At 70.0% G+C, this 13,330-nt stretch carries 17 protein-coding genes; 10 read left to right on the forward strand and 7 right to left on the reverse strand.

Features of this window, described 5'->3' with window-relative positions:
* Positions 1–119 precede the first annotated feature (119 nt).
* Complete coding sequence (locus J8403_RS29745; RefSeq protein ID WP_211125857.1) at positions 120–395, reverse strand: hypothetical protein; 276 nt, start codon at positions 393–395, stop codon at positions 120–122.
* A gap of 190 nt (positions 396–585) precedes the next feature.
* On the opposite strand from J8403_RS29745, the gene J8403_RS29750 reads away from it, so the two are divergent.
* The 5 genes from J8403_RS29750 to J8403_RS29770 all read left to right on the forward strand — a co-directional run bounded on the left by J8403_RS29750 (position 586) and on the right by J8403_RS29770 (position 5,710).
* A complete protein-coding gene (locus tag J8403_RS29750; RefSeq protein WP_211125858.1) occupies positions 586–1,767 on the forward strand; it encodes a sensor histidine kinase in 1,182 nt (393 codons plus the stop codon).
* The gene (locus tag J8403_RS29755; protein ID WP_211125859.1) at positions 1,768–2,445 is read left to right on the forward strand and encodes a response regulator transcription factor; all 678 of its coding nucleotides are present in this window, start codon (positions 1,768–1,770) and stop codon (positions 2,443–2,445) included. It abuts the gene before it with no gap.
* A 69-nt stretch (positions 2,446–2,514) separates the two neighbouring features.
* Positions 2,515–2,739, forward strand: coding sequence for a cold-shock protein (locus J8403_RS29760; RefSeq protein WP_211125860.1), 225 nt, complete (start codon positions 2,515–2,517; stop codon positions 2,737–2,739).
* A gap of 320 nt (positions 2,740–3,059) precedes the next feature.
* Complete coding sequence (locus J8403_RS29765) at positions 3,060–4,442, forward strand: multicopper oxidase family protein (RefSeq protein ID WP_246586047.1); 1,383 nt, start codon at positions 3,060–3,062, stop codon at positions 4,440–4,442.
* Positions 4,443–4,738: 296 nt separating this feature from the next.
* Positions 4,739–5,710 (forward strand): SDR family NAD(P)-dependent oxidoreductase, encoded by a 972-nt coding sequence (locus J8403_RS29770; RefSeq protein ID WP_211125862.1) that lies wholly within the window; start codon positions 4,739–4,741, stop codon positions 5,708–5,710.
* Positions 5,711–5,989: 279 nt separating this feature from the next.
* On the opposite strand, the gene J8403_RS29775 is transcribed toward J8403_RS29770, so the two are convergent.
* Positions 5,990–6,547, reverse strand: a complete 558-nt coding sequence (locus tag J8403_RS29775) for a TetR/AcrR family transcriptional regulator (RefSeq protein ID WP_211125863.1) — start codon at positions 6,545–6,547, stop codon at positions 5,990–5,992.
* 136 nt (positions 6,548–6,683) lie between these two features.
* Here J8403_RS29775 and J8403_RS29780 point away from each other — a divergent pair, with 136 nt between their 5' ends.
* Positions 6,684–7,691, forward strand: coding sequence for an NADP-dependent oxidoreductase (locus tag J8403_RS29780; protein ID WP_211128492.1), 1,008 nt, complete (start codon positions 6,684–6,686; stop codon positions 7,689–7,691).
* Positions 7,688–8,170, forward strand: coding sequence for a nuclear transport factor 2 family protein (locus tag J8403_RS29785; protein ID WP_211125864.1), 483 nt, complete (start codon positions 7,688–7,690; stop codon positions 8,168–8,170). The genes J8403_RS29780 and J8403_RS29785 overlap by 4 nt, the downstream gene beginning before the upstream one ends.
* A gap of 10 nt (positions 8,171–8,180) precedes the next feature.
* Here the strand turns inward: J8403_RS29785 and J8403_RS29790 are convergent, their stop codons facing one another.
* Positions 8,181–9,101: an alpha/beta hydrolase gene (locus J8403_RS29790; protein ID WP_211125865.1), complete on the reverse strand. Its 921-nt coding sequence runs from the start codon at positions 9,099–9,101 to the stop codon at positions 8,181–8,183.
* Between the two features lie 102 nt (positions 9,102–9,203).
* Here J8403_RS29790 and J8403_RS29795 point away from each other — a divergent pair, with 102 nt between their 5' ends.
* Entirely contained in the window at positions 9,204–9,620 is a 417-nt protein-coding gene (locus tag J8403_RS29795; protein WP_211125866.1) for a MarR family winged helix-turn-helix transcriptional regulator, read from the forward strand.
* A 109-nt stretch (positions 9,621–9,729) separates the two neighbouring features.
* Here J8403_RS29795 and J8403_RS29800 read toward each other — a convergent pair whose 3' ends face one another.
* Complete coding sequence (locus J8403_RS29800; RefSeq protein ID WP_211125867.1) at positions 9,730–10,437, reverse strand: NAD(P)-dependent oxidoreductase; 708 nt, start codon at positions 10,435–10,437, stop codon at positions 9,730–9,732.
* Positions 10,438–10,558: 121 nt separating this feature from the next.
* On the opposite strand from J8403_RS29800, the gene J8403_RS29805 reads away from it, so the two are divergent.
* Positions 10,559–11,275, forward strand: a complete 717-nt coding sequence (locus J8403_RS29805) for a TetR/AcrR family transcriptional regulator (protein WP_211125868.1) — start codon at positions 10,559–10,561, stop codon at positions 11,273–11,275.
* Between the two features lie 574 nt (positions 11,276–11,849).
* On the opposite strand, the gene J8403_RS44420 is transcribed toward J8403_RS29805, so the two are convergent.
* The 3 genes from J8403_RS44420 to J8403_RS29815 all read right to left on the reverse strand — a co-directional run bounded on the left by J8403_RS44420 (position 11,850) and on the right by J8403_RS29815 (position 12,794).
* Complete coding sequence (locus J8403_RS44420; protein WP_281427949.1) at positions 11,850–11,978, reverse strand: hypothetical protein; 129 nt, start codon at positions 11,976–11,978, stop codon at positions 11,850–11,852.
* Positions 11,971–12,180, reverse strand: a complete 210-nt coding sequence (locus J8403_RS29810) for a hypothetical protein (protein WP_211125869.1) — start codon at positions 12,178–12,180, stop codon at positions 11,971–11,973. Before J8403_RS29810 ends, J8403_RS44420 begins: the two co-directional genes overlap by 8 nt.
* Positions 12,181–12,332: 152 nt before the next feature.
* Positions 12,333–12,794, reverse strand: coding sequence for a hypothetical protein (locus J8403_RS29815; RefSeq protein WP_246586048.1), 462 nt, complete (start codon positions 12,792–12,794; stop codon positions 12,333–12,335).
* Between the two features lie 63 nt (positions 12,795–12,857).
* Between J8403_RS29815 and J8403_RS29820 the strand changes: the two genes are divergently transcribed.
* Complete coding sequence (locus J8403_RS29820; protein ID WP_211125870.1) at positions 12,858–13,316, forward strand: DNA-processing protein DprA; 459 nt, start codon at positions 12,858–12,860, stop codon at positions 13,314–13,316.
* The last annotated feature ends 14 nt before the right edge of the window (positions 13,317–13,330 follow it).

Raw genomic sequence — 13,330 nt, forward strand, 5'->3', positions numbered from 1 at the left:
TGAATGGGGCGCATGAGGTGTGCGGGACGCACGGGGGGTGCCGGAATGGGCGGCTTGGTACGGCCCGCCGCCGGCCGCATTCACGTGCCGCATCGGCGAGCCGGGGCGTCCCGGTGCCGTCAGAGCTTTCCTCGGCCGTGGCTTCGGCCGGAATGACCGAAAGACCCGGTGTTCGGTCTCTGGCGGGTGTGTGCCCAGCCACCGGCCACCGTTCCGAGGAGCGCGATGCATCCGAGGAGGATCAGCCGGCCGGTGAAGCCGCCAGGGACCCAGTCGAGGATGCCCCACAGCACCTCGGAGTCCCGGTCGAGCAAACCGCGGATCACCGTTTGGGCGGCCAGGGCTGTGATCACCAACCCGACCGCCTCAAGGGCCGCATAGCCACCCTTGCGCATCGCGTTTCTCCGTCTCGTGTCCGGTTGTCTCGGCACGTGAACGAGTCTGTTCGCGCGGCGCGGCCGGCACATCGGCCCGGCGGCTCGAACCGTCTGCCACCACGGGCGAGGTGCTGATTCGACTCTGGTCGAGGTCGCGCCCCACCCCTGGTCGGATTCGCCGGCCGTACGGTCTCGCGATAATGACCAGGTGAACACGGACGTCGTGCCACGGCTCGAGTGGTGGCAGCAGACCTGGCGGCTCGCGGCGGCAGCGGCGGCGGGCGTACCGTTCTGGCTTTCCATCGGTGTGGTGATGCGGCAGCAGACGGGCGAAACCAGCTCGTGGTTCCTCATCGGTGATCCGCTGGTGGCTCTCGGCTGCCTGACGGCGCTGGTCTGGCGGCGGAGGTTCCCGCTGGCCGTCGCCATGACGGTCGCGATCGCCTCGACCGCGTCGGCACTCGCCGCCGGCGCCGCGTTTCTGGCGCTGGTTTCGCTCTCCACTCGTCGCCGTCCGGTGGAGAGCGGGGTCGTTGGGCTGGCCTTCGTGACCGCGTCACAGTTCACCGGCGGGCTCTACCCGGTGCAGCGCACGTCCGACTCGTGGTGGCTCGAACTCACCTTCCCGGCGTTGACCGCGGGCATCGCGGTGGCCGTGGGCATGGCCATCGGCGCGCGCCGGGTCGAAGTGCGGTCGTTGCGGGAACGGGCGGAGAGCGCGGAACGGGAACAGACCGCCCGCGCGGCGCAGGCCCGCGCCCTGGAACGCAATCGGATCGCCCGCGAGATGCACGACGTGCTCGCGCACCGGATCTCCCTGGTCGCCATGCAGGCCGGAGTGCTGGACCACCGCGGCGACCTCACCGCCGAGGAGAACCGCGTGCTGGTCCGCGGCATCGCCGACGGCTCCCACCAAGCACTGGAAGAACTACGGGACGTCCTCGGTGTGCTCCGGGCCGACCCGGGCCGCCCGGAACCGCCGCAACCCTCCCTCGACCGCATCCCCGACCTGGTGGCCGATGCCCGTGCGTCGGGACTGGACGTCACGTTCGCCACCACCGTGGCGGGGGTTCCGTCCGATGTCGTCGGACGAACCTGCTACCGGATCGTCCAAGAGGGCCTGACCAACGCCGCGAAACACGCCCCCGGCGCATCCGTACGCATCGCCCTCGAAGGAACGGCGGGCGACACGCTCAACGTCAGCGTGCACAACTCCGCGGCCACCAGGGCCACCGCACAGCCACCGGCATCGGGATTCGGGCTGCTCGGCCTCACCGAACGCATCGACCTCGCCGGCGGAAAGCTCAACCACCACCGCACACCCGACGACGGATATCTCCTCACCGCACAACTACCTTGGCCACACCCCACCCACGAAAAGAGAACCTGAGTGGACAGCGAGCGGGAGCCGGTGCGTGTCGTCATCGTCGACGACGAACAGCTGGTGCGCATGGCGCTGCGGCTCGTCATCGACGGCGAACCGGACCTGACCGTCGTCGCGGAGGCGGCCGACGGGAACGCCGCGATCGCCGTGGTGGACGAGCAGCGGCCGGACGTCGTGCTGATGGACGTGCGGATGCCCGGCCGCGACGGTCTCAGCGCGACCCGGGAACTCCTCACCCGGCGCCCGGCGCCACGGGTGCTCATGCTGACCACCTTCGACTCCGACGACCTCGTGCTCGGCGCCCTGCGCGCCGGAGCACTCGGGTTCGTCCTCAAGGACACCCAACCGCCGCAGATCCTCGACGCGGTGCGGACCGTCGCGGACGGCAACCCCGTGCTGTCCCCGGCGGCCACGGCACGAGTGATCGCCGCGGCCACCGGCCCGCAGTCCGCCCACGCCCGCCACTCATTCCGCGAAGCCGCGCGGAAGCAGCTGTCCACACTGACCGAACGCGAACGCGAAACCGCCCGGGCCATCGCGGACGGACTGGGCAACCCGCAGATCGCCCAGCGGCTGCACATCAGCGTCGCGACCGTCAAGGCCCACACCAGCAGCCTGTTCGCCAAGCTGGCGGTCGAGAACCGGGTACAGATCGCACTCCTGGTCCGCGACGCGGAGGACTGACCGTGCAACGAGTGCGCGACTCCTGACGCCAAGTGCCACGGGCCCGAGCGGAACCCGTAGGGTTCCCCCATGGTGACTGCGACGGTCCGTGAGTGGAGCGACGAGGAAGGCTGGGGCGTGCTCGACTCGCCCGAGACTCCGGGCGGCTGCTTCGGCCATTTCTCCGACATCCAGGTGACCGGCTTCCGCACCCTGTCGCCCGGACAGCAGGTGGACCTCGAGTGGGAGGCCCCCGGCTTCAAACAGGACGGGTACGACTACCGCGCGGTGAGCATCGTGCCGCGATCCGCCTGACCTCCACAGCGCCGTCGTGGTCACTCCGTTCTTCAATGTCGCATGACGGAACTTCCATCCCGCAGGGCCTCGGTCTCCGGAGGCATTCAGCGGACCCGGTCAGCGTGTCGGGGTGCGGTGGCCGAGGCGGCGGGGTGGGATGGGCACGGCGCACAACGGCCAACGGCTCGGTGCCGGCCAGGGTGTTCCGGGCCTCGAGTTCCGGCTCCGCCTGGGCGTTCCGGGCCTCGAGTTCGGGCCCCGGCGGCGCCGCGACACACATCGTCCCCCGCTCACCTCCGGAGACAGCGATGGGATCCCGACCGACCTGCCGTGCCGCCGTGACGCTTCTCGCCCTCGCCACGGCGCTGTCCAGCTGTTCCGCACCGTCCCCGAAACCGGCGGTACGGCGAGAGGTGGCACTGGGCGCCCGGCTGAAGGATCCGCCGGAGCTGGTGAGCCACAACGGGCTGCTGCGGGCACGGCTCGTCGTACAGCGGCGCAAGGTCGACGTGGCCGGCCGCAAGCGGTGGGCCCTCACCTACAACGACCGCTATATGCCCCCCACGTTGCGGATCCGCCCGGGTGACAAGGTGGAGCTGGACTTTGTGAACCGGGTGCGCCCCTACACCAACCTCCATGTGCACGGGCTGCATGTGTCACCCAAGGCCCCCGCCGACAACGTCCTGATCCATATCGGGGCGGGCAAGACGTACCACTACCGATACCGGTTCCCGCAGGCCCTCAAGCCCGGCACTTACTGGTACCACTCGCACGCCCATCCTCTCTCGGCTCCCCAGGTCGCCGGGGGACTGGCGGGAATCATCGTGGTCGACGGGCTGCAACAGTACTTGCCGCCGGCCCTGCGCCACATCACCGAGCACACCATCGCGCTCAAGGACTTCCAGGTGCAGGGTGACGCGGTCAAAACCCAGGGCCTGAAGATCGGCGCCCCCACCCACCGGACCGTCAACGGCCAGCTCGACCCCACCATCCGCATCCGGCCCGGCGAGGTCCAGCTGTGGCGGCTGGCCAATATCAGCGCGAACATTTACTACAAGCTGCGCCTGCGGGGGTATCGGTTCAGGGTGATCGGACGGGACGGATTTCCCGTCGACCGCACCTTCACCAGGGACACCCTCCTCCTGGCGGCCGCCACCCGCTTCGACGTACTGGTCACCGGTGGCCGGCCCGGGCGCACCGTGCTGGAAACGCTTCCGTACAGCACCGGCCCGGCCGGCAATCAGTTCCCCCGGGCGAAGCTGGCCACCCTGGTCTCCTCGGGGAAACCGGTGGCGCGGGTGGCCATGCCCACCACCTTCGCTCCGTCGGAGGACCTGAGCCACCTCCCGCTCGCACGCCGGCGCACCGTGGTGTTCTCCGAGAACACGGCGGGGACCAAGTACTACATCAACGGCAAGCAGTTCGACCCGCACCGGGTGGACCTCAGATCGAAGCTGAACACCACCGAGGAATGGACCGTCGTCAACAAGAGCAACGAGGAGCACTCCTTCCACACCCACACCAACCACTTCCAGTTGATGAGCATCAACGGCGTGCCCCACCACGGCCACAGCCTCCAGGACATCGCCAACGTTCCGGCCAAGGGCAAGCTCGTCATCCGGATCCGCTTCACCAACTACACCGGGAAGACCGTTCTGCACTGCCACATCCTCAACCATGAGGACGAGGGCATGATGGCGATCCTGGACATCGTCAAGTGACCGATCGGGGTCGACTCGGCGCCGATCGGGGTCGAGTCGGCGCCGGTCCGGGTCGAGTCGGCGCCGGTCCGGTCGGTCGTAGAGGTCAACCACCGCACCAGCACGATCCAGGCGGCCAGGACGACTACGATGCCAACGTACCGATCCCGCCCGCCGAGGCGAACCGTCACTGACATCGTGCGTGGGGGCACGATTCGTCCGTCCGGCCGGGGCCGCTTCCTCGTTCGCGGCCTGTCCGGGCCACCGCCGCGGGCCGCGCTTGACTTCGAGCGCCCTCGAATCCATAGCGTGCCGTCATGAGCGACAGCACCACACCCCAGCACAGGATCGGTTCGGGTTTCGGCGCCCGGAGCACCGCCGACGACGTCCTCGCGGGCATCGACCTCACCGGTCGGCTCGCTCTGGTGACGGGCGGCTACTCGGGCATCGGCGTCGAGACCACCCGCGCACTGGCGAAGGCCGGCGCCCGTGTCGTGGTCCCGGCCCGCCGGGTCGGCGCGGCGCGGGAGGGCCTGGCCGGGATCGACGGTGTCGAGGTGGGCGAACTGGATCTCGGCGACCTGGACAGCGTGCGCGCCTTCGCCGAGCGGTTCCTCGCCTCGGGCCGGAACCTGGACATCGTCATCGACAGCGCGGGCATCATGGCCTGCCCCGAGACCCGGGTCGGGCCGGGCTGGGAGGCCCAGTTCGCCACCAACCACCTCGGCCACTTCGCCCTGGTCAACCGCCTGTGGCCGGCGATCGAGGCGGGCGGCGCCCGCGTCGTCTCGGTCTCCTCCACCGGCCACCATGCCTCCCCCATCCGCTGGGACGACGTCCACTGGCGCGACGGCTACGACAAGTGGGAGGCGTACGGCCAGGCCAAGACGGCGAACGTGCTGTTCGCCGTGGAGCTCGACCGCCTCGGCCGGGAGCGGGGCGTGCGGGCCTTCTCGCTGCACCCCGGTGGCATCCTCACTCCGCTGCAGCGGCACCTGCCGAAGCAGGAGATGGTCGAGCGGGGCTGGATCGACGAGGACGGCAACCTGCTCCACCCCGAGGCGTTCAAGACACCGCAGCAGGGTGCGGCCACGCAGGTGTGGGCGGCGACCTCCCCCCAGCTGGACGGCAGGGGCGGCGTCTACCTGGAGGACTGCGAGATCGCCGAGCCCGCCCCGGCGGACGGCTCCCGGGTCGGCGTCAAGGAGTGGGCCACGGACCCGGAGCAGGCCACCCGCCTGTGGGCGCTGTTCGCCGAGCTGACCGGGGTGGACGCGTTCGCCGCCTGAGAGGTGTGGCCGGTCGCCGGGTCGCCGGGTCGCCGGGTCGCCGGGTCGCCGGGTCGCCGGGGCGCCGGGGGCGCGAGGCGGATGTGGGTGCTGCGTGGGCGCGGCGGCGGATGCGTGCCGCGCGGGCGCGGGGGCGGGCTCGGCGGCCTCGACGGGCACGTCTGTGAGCGCGAGGGGGGCTTCGCGAACGGCAGCGGGCTGCGTGGCGTAGCCCGCGCGGATCGACGGGCTAAGACGGGCAAAGGGGGCGGTGCCCGCGACGGGGTCCGTCCTCCGGCCTCACACCGCCGCTCGATCCGTCAGGATCGCGCTCACCACCACCCCGAAAAGGCGCTCGGCGCGCGCCTCGAGCCCGGGCTGGTCGCCGAGCCAGGCGAGCGACGAGGCCAGGGCGAAGAGGTCGGCGCCGTCGATGTCGGTCCGCGCCACGCCCGCGGCCTGGGCGCGGGTGAGGAGCCGGGTGCCGGCCCCGCGCATGGTGACGCAGGAGGTGTGGAGCGCGGACTCGGGGTCCTCGATCGCCTTCATCATCGCCGTCACCACTCCGCGGTAGTTCTTCGTGCACGCGACGAAGTCGCGCAGCCACAACATCACCGCGTCCTGGGGTGAGCTCGTGGTCTCGACCTCGGCCGCCCGCGCCGTCAGCTCGTCGAAGCTCGTGCGGAGCAGGGCCTCGAGCAGCGCCTCCCGGGTCGGGAAGTGGCGCAACAGCGTCGCCAGCCCGACCCCGGCCCGGCGGGCGATATCGCGCATCGACACGTCGACGCCCTGCTCGGTGATGACGGCGCCGGCGACGGCCAGCAGACGGTCGTGGTTGGCCCGGGCATCCGCCCTCATCTGCCCTCCCTTGCATATCCGGACCAGTGACCCGTATATTCGGATCACTGGTCCGGAAAAACGGATCCGTGGTTCACTTAGTTTACCCCTCGGGGAGACGCAGGAGAGAGCTGTGCCCACACAGGCCACACAGACCATGAAGGCGATCCGGCTGCACGAGTTCGGCGGCCCCCAGGTGCTGCGTCACGAGGAGGCGCCCGTTCCGGAACCGGGGCCGGGTGAGGTGCTCGTCCGTGTGCACGCGGTCGGCGTCAACCCTCCGGACTGGTACGCCCGCGAGGGAATGCCGAACGTACCGGCCGAGCTGAAGCCCCCGATGGATCTCCCCTTGATCCCGGGGACGGACGTCTCGGGCGTCGTGGAAGCGGTTGCCGCCGATGTCGCCGACGGCGACGGCTTCGCGGCCGGAGACGAGGTGTTCGGGCTGCTGCGCTTCCCCACCGCGCTCCAGGCCGGGGCCTACGCCGAGTACGTCACCGCGCCGGCGTCCGACTTCGCCCGCAAGCCGGCCGGCGTCGACCACGTGCACGCCGCCGCCCTGGCGATGTCGGGGCTGACCGCGTGGCAGTTCTTGATCGAGCTCGGGCACGACCATCCCTCGCCGTTCCAGGCCGCCCAGCACCGCCCGATGGCACTCGACGGCGAGAAGACGGTGCTCGTCAACGGCGCCGCCGGTGGCGTGGGGCACCTCGCCCTCCAGCTGGCCAAGTGGAAGGGGGCCCGCGTCATCGCCGTGGCCTCCGGCGGCCACGAGGCGTTCCTGCGCGAACTCGGCGCCGACGAGTTCATCGACTACACCAAGGAGCGGCCCGAGGACGTCGCCCGTGACGTCGACCTCGTCCTGGACACCGTCGGGGGCCCCGACAGCAGGCGCTTCCTGCAGACCGTCAAGCGCGGCGGGTCCCTCTACCCCGTGTACTTCGGCGAGTTCGACGACGAGGAGAACGCGAAGCTGGGTGTCACGGTCACGGCCGCCCAGGTCCGCTCGCACGGCGCGCAACTCGCCGAGCTCGGGCGGCTGCTCGCGGACGGCACGATCCGCGTGGCGATCGACAGCACCTTCCCGCTCGCGGACGCCCGCGCGGCGCATGAGCGAGCTGCCCAGGGACACCTCCGGGGCAAGATCGTCCTCACGGTCGCATGAGCGCGAAGGCCGCCCCCGGCTGGGGAAGCGCCCACCTCGCCGCGATCCGCCCGGGGCAGGTGGCCCTCGACCCGGCCGACCAGCTCGCCGTCCACCAGACGCTGGCGCGCTACGCCTTCGCCCTGGACCAGCAGGACCTGGAGGCACTGGGTGCCGTCCTGACCGAGGACGCCACATGGACGTTCAAGATCGCTGACGAGACCGACCTCGGGCCCGTCGTCGGACGTGAGGCGATCCTCGCGTTCGTACGGGACGCGATGGCCGCGGAGACCGACCAGCGACGGCACAACCTGGTCAACGTGGCCTTCCACAGCGCGAACGCCGAGGCGGCGCTGGTGCACGCGTACCTCATGCTCACGTCGAACGCGGGCGGGGGCGGGGGCGTGGTCGCGACCGGCTTCTACACCTTCGGGCTCGAACGCGCCGGGGGCGAGTGGCGGATCGCCGAGCTGTTCCTCGGCACGGACAACGCCTGGTAGTGGCGAACTGCTACAGATGGGCGCTGTAGAAGGCCGTCAGCCGTTCAATCGCCTGGTCGACGTATCGGGGCTCGTCGTACATCTCGTAGTGTCCGGCGCCTTCGACGATGAGCAGATCGATGGGGTTGGGGGCCAGCTTCCACAGTTTCATGCCCGCCTCGTACTGGCCGGTGTTCCCCTGGCGCCCCGCGACGATCACCTGGAGCGGTTGGGTGAGCAGCCGGTCGACGAGGTGGAAGGCGTCGTAGCCGAGGAGCAGCGCGTCGCTGCGGCGGAGGCGGCGGTTGGTCGAGTGCTCGTTGCCGCCTCTCGGCGTTCGGTAGTACGTGATCGCCTGAGTGGTGTCGATGTCGGTGAATCCGGCCGCCGCCGCGTCCTCGAGGGTGTCCGGCAGCCAGTTGACCCGCTCGAGGTCGTGCCCGATGACCTCCCGCGTCCGCGCCGCGGCAAGGTCATCGAGTGCTGCGGCGGGGCCGTCGGGGGAGAAGCCGGGCCCGCGCCAGGACTCGCCCATGTTGCCGGCGACGACCGTGGCGATCGCCTTGATGCGGTGATCGGTGCGAGCGGTGTGCACGGCGTAGCCGCCACCGGCGCAGATGCCCAGCGCGCCGATCCGCTGTGGATCGATGCCGGGGATGGTGCTCAGCGCGTCGATCGCGTAGGAGATGTCTTCGCCGCGACGGTAGGGATCCTCGAGGTCACGGGGCTGTCCACCGCTTTGTCCTTGGTGGGAAGGGTCGAAGGTGAGGGCGGCGAAGCCGTTCTCGGCGAGTCGGGACGCGTAGTTCGCGCCGATCTGCTCCTTGACGCTGCTTCCCGGCGTGGAAAGCACGACCGCGGCCTGAGGCTCTGCGGCGGCGAAGCCGTCCGGGAGGTAGAGATCGGCGGCGAGGTCGAGGGTGTCGCGGGGGATGGAGATGTGCTGTGGCACGAGGGGTCAGCGCCTTCCGCGTAGAATCCTGGGGAGCTGTTCGGTTTCCGTCTTGTTCCAAACCGAACTAGCGCGAGTCCGTACCATATCTCAAGGAGTGCCATGCCGGCGGATGACGCTGCTGAGCTGTGGAAGTTGAACCAACGACTTCTGACCAGGGTCATGAACGCTGCCGCCCCGCAGCTCGAAGAGCTGGGGCTCGAGACGAAGGAGTTCTTCGTGCTCGACGAGGTGGACGCGTGTAAGTACCCGGCGGAACTCACACGGAAGCTGATGCTTCCCAAGGCGAGCGTCACGACGTACCTGCGGAACCTCGTTGAGCGCGGGCTGGTGCGCAGAGAGATCGACGAGACCGACTTGCGCCGCCATCGCCTCATGACCACTCCCGAGGGGCAGCGCGTGCGCGCCAAGGCCCTCGAAGCTCTTGCCTCGGAGTTCTCGACGATGATGGCGCGACTCGACGAACGAGACCAATCTGAACTGCGTCGGATGCTGTTGAGGCTCCTCGAGACCGAATAGGGCATGCGTCCCTGGCGTGCGACGCCTCGACAGACGCCTCGACGGAGGTGTCGTCAGTCCCCACGGGGAAGTTCGTGCACTTCCCCGTGGGGAATAGCGGACGCGGCTTTCAGTAGCCGATCGTGAAGCGGCGCTGCACGAAACGCGGCAGCTCTGCCTCGTCGATCAGAGCGACAGCGGCGTCCTCCGCCGAAATGCGACTGCGTCCGTCGGCATCCAAGACGGGCTGATCACCACCGATCCGGAAGCGACCGGTGCGCTCGCCGGGGGCGATGTCCTCGGCGGGGCTGAAGTAGGTCCAGAGCCGGTTCGAGGTGCGCAGGACGTTCAAGGCGTCCCGGTGGCCGCGCACCGCTGCCGCGTATTCCCGGGGCAGCCCGAGCTGATCGAGGCTGGCGTACAGAAGCTCGTCGGAGTCGGCGCGCACCACTCCGGGTTCGATCTCCAGGCTGCCCGCGCCGCCGATCACGATCAGCCGGGTCCTGAGGTGGGTCTCGAGCGCCGTCAGAAGGGCCCGTGCCGCGGTGGCGTAGACGGTGGGATCGGCGACCGAGCGCCGCACCGTATCCGCCATGTCCTTGGCGGCATTGCCGGGCTGGAACCCGCTGATCAGCACGTCGAGTCCGGGCAGGACGGCTGCGATGCTCGCGGGGTCCAGGATGTCGACGCTTGCCCAGGTGATGTTCTCGCGCTTGTCGTTGATCTCCGCCTGAGAGGCATCGCGGCTGAACGCCGTGACGTGATGTCCCCGGTCGAGCGCTTCGGAGACGATCCTGCTGCCGATGGTTCCCGTGGCTCCTATGACTCCGATGTACATGATTCTCCCCTGTTCGCGCGGACATGGGTGCGCACCAACAACTCGGTGACACTGTGCAGAGACTATACGGCGTGCAGTTTGGATACGGCCGCCAAGGAAGGTGACGCTGTAGAGTGGGCGGGTGGCGAGTACAGGGAGCAGAGGACGACGTGAGCGGCTACGGGCCGAGGCGACGGCCGAAATCAAGAGCGTGGCACTCGGGTTGATGGCCTCGGGCGGGCCCGACGCCATCACCCTGCGGGCCATCGCCCGCGAGATGGGCATGACCGCCAACGCCATCTACGGCTACTTCGCCACCCGCGACGACCTGGTCACCACGCTCATCAGCGATGTGTACACCGCGCTGGCCGACGCCGTGGAAGCCGCCTGGGGAGCAGCCCCCGCCACGGACCCGGCCACCCAGATCCAGGCGTGGGCCGGCGCTTTCCGGAACTGGGCGCTGGCCAACCCCGAGGGCTTCCGGCTCGTCTACGGCGACCCCGTTCCCGGCTACCACGCCCCCGAGGGTGGCGCCGCCCCGGACGCCGCACGCCGGGTCTGCACGGGGCTCACCGCACTCGCTGCGGCCGCCTGGCCCCATGCGGCACATCTCTACAAGGGCAGCGAGTTCGCGTGGTCAGACTTCGACCCCGGGCTTCTCGACAAGGTACGCCCGGCCTTCCCGGAACTGCCGCCCGCCGCCGTTGCGCTCGCCCTGCGGCTCTGGGGACATCTGCACGGTCTGGTGTCACTGGAGATCTACGGGCATATGCGCACCCAGACGGTGAGCCCGGACAAACTCTTCCGCGAGGAACTGACCCAGCTCGTCCGGGCATTGAGCATCCCCCCACAGGGCTGACGGACGGTACGACCGCAAGCTCGGCCAGCCGTTGACCAGTCACGCCCCCACAGAGAGGCGACCAGTACCAGGCACGTCCCTCGTCGCCATCACGGGGTGACTCCCGTGCCGCCGCACCGATGGCACGGCACGGCGTAGAGCGCCCCTTCGGCGCCAACGAACACGGTGGCCGCGAGCCGTCGAGGGCGCTGAGTCGCTCCCGGTCGCCGTCGACGGCCGGACCAGCATCCGCAGGCGTCATCCGGGAGTTCGTCAGGCGCTTGGAACCGGCCCGCGAATCGCACGATCTCGACTGCTCGAGGGTTTACCCATTGCGACACGGTGGTCACCTCCTGCTGTCGAGAGTACGGACGATGTGTACGGGTGTCAGTGCTTTCCGGCGGGTTCCCAAGCGGCTGGGACGAGTCTTCTGTGGGCGGGGCTCCGGCCCGGGGTCCGAGTCCGGGCCGGAGTCCCTTCATCCCCTGTCGTGTCGGCGGCCGCGCCTCGGCTGGGCCGACCGGCAGGGGGTCTGGAAGGCGGACCGCTGGTGGCGTGCTCCGGCGGGGGGCCGGAGCCCGGCGGCCCACCCGGTCTATGGGGCCGGATCGCCCGCGATGCGGAGGTGGACCGCGAGCGTCGCTAGCGCGGGGATCGTGGGGATCGCGCTGAGCGGCAGGCCCAGCCGGGCGGTACGGAAGGCGAACGGGGCGGTCCTACGCACCGGCGGCCTCCGTGCACAACGGTCGGCATACCCACAGCTCGACCACCTCGGTGGTGCCGCCGCAGGTCCACTCGACCGTGCCGAGCCGCTGGTCGGCGAACAGGCGCCGCTCGCACAGGGCGCAGTGCCAGCCCTGGAGTTGGGGCCCGGTCAAGTCGTCAGGATCGGGTAGCTCCAGGCCGGACGGCAGGCTGGCCGTCATGCCGTCCGCTCCTCCGGAAGAGGAGCGGACTCCAGGCTCACGGCCAGCAGCTCGAACTGGCCCTCGGCGAACTGAAGGGACCGCGGGTACGGCCCCAGGACGAGGGGCGCGGGGCGAGGGGCCGCGATCGGGGGTTGTGTCGGGGGCGCTGGTCACCGGCCGACCTCCCGGTCGGTGCCGAGCTCGGCGGCAACCGCCTGTGCCAGGGCCCCGCGTAGGAGCGGGCTGTCGGTGAGGTAGCGGTCGGGCCCGAGCGGGATACGCCAGTGCAGTACCGGCCCGCCGGTGTGGCCGATAGCGGGAACGCCCATGTAGGAAGTCGGGGCCGCGCCGAGCGCCCGCACCTGCGGGAGGCGCCGCCAGTACTGGGCGCTCCCGGGCGCGAGCAGCCAGTACATCTGTGCGTAATCGGCGATGACGGCGCCCGTCGCTGCCCCGAGTAACTCCAGCGCCCGCTCGCCGATCTCCACGGGGGCGCGCACAGCATCCCAGTACTGGCCGACCTCCACCATCTCCACGGTGTCGCCGTGGGGCGGCGCCCAGGTCAGGGCTCGGCTCGACAGTCCGTAGGCTTTCAGTTCGTCGGCGAGGTCGCGGTAATGGGATGCGTCCATGCAGCGATCTCACCGCACGGGCAGACGCGGCGGGATATGACAACCTGTGACACGGAGTGGATCATGAGTCGTGCTGTGACGATTACGGGAACCCGCTCGACCGCGCATCGTGAACTCCCCACCTATGCCGAGTTGTTCACCAGCTACCTCGCGCCCTTTGCCGATGCCGGCACCCGCTTCTACATCGGGGGCGCGAAGGGCATCGACAGCCTGGCCCTCCTGTGGCTGGCCGAAAACTCCGAAGCGCAGATCACCGTGGTCGTCCCCGGCACGGTCCGGCAACAGCCCACCGAGGCTCGGCAGGCCATTACGCGCGGCCGCGGTCGCATCGCCGAAGTGGTGGAGCTATGCGCCCCGGAGCTTGGGACTCCGGCCTTCCATGCCCGAAACCGGTGGATGGTCGACCGCTCGGAGATGATCGCCGGCTTCCCGTTGGCAGGTCCGCGCGGGGAGTCGGGCACCTGGTACACGATCAACTACGGTGCCGAGCGGGGGAAAGCGCAGCTGATCGTGCCCGTGTGACGGGGGCCACCGGC

Source organism: Streptomyces yatensis (genome assembly GCF_018069625.1).
GTDB classification, from domain to species: Bacteria; Actinomycetota; Actinomycetes; order Streptomycetales; family Streptomycetaceae; genus Streptomyces; species Streptomyces yatensis.

Bases quoted from the DNA above. Each gene is read 5' to 3' on its own strand.
- J8403_RS29760 (WP_211125860.1), top strand. From the start codon at position 2,515: ATGGTGACTGCGACGGTCCGTGAGTGGAGCGACGAGGAAGGCTGGGGC.
- J8403_RS29785 (WP_211125864.1), top strand. From the start codon at position 7,688: ATGAGCGCGAAGGCCGCCCCCGGCTGGGGAAGCGCCCACCTCGCCGCG.
- J8403_RS29780 (WP_211128492.1), top strand. From the start codon at position 6,684: ATGAAGGCGATCCGGCTGCACGAGTTCGGCGGCCCCCAGGTGCTGCGT.
- J8403_RS29820 (WP_211125870.1), top strand. From the start codon at position 12,858: ATGAGTCGTGCTGTGACGATTACGGGAACCCGCTCGACCGCGCATCGT.
- J8403_RS29745 (WP_211125857.1), bottom strand. From the start codon at position 395: ATGCGCAAGGGTGGCTATGCGGCCCTTGAGGCGGTCGGGTTGGTGATC.
- J8403_RS29770 (WP_211125862.1), top strand. From the start codon at position 4,739: ATGAGCGACAGCACCACACCCCAGCACAGGATCGGTTCGGGTTTCGGC.
- J8403_RS29800 (WP_211125867.1), bottom strand. From the start codon at position 10,437: ATGTACATCGGAGTCATAGGAGCCACGGGAACCATCGGCAGCAGGATC.
- J8403_RS29810 (WP_211125869.1), bottom strand. From the start codon at position 12,180: ATGACGGCCAGCCTGCCGTCCGGCCTGGAGCTACCCGATCCTGACGAC.
- J8403_RS29775 (WP_211125863.1), bottom strand. From the start codon at position 6,547: ATGAGGGCGGATGCCCGGGCCAACCACGACCGTCTGCTGGCCGTCGCC.
- J8403_RS29795 (WP_211125866.1), top strand. From the start codon at position 9,204: ATGCCGGCGGATGACGCTGCTGAGCTGTGGAAGTTGAACCAACGACTT.
- J8403_RS29815 (WP_246586048.1), bottom strand. From the start codon at position 12,794: ATGGACGCATCCCATTACCGCGACCTCGCCGACGAACTGAAAGCCTAC.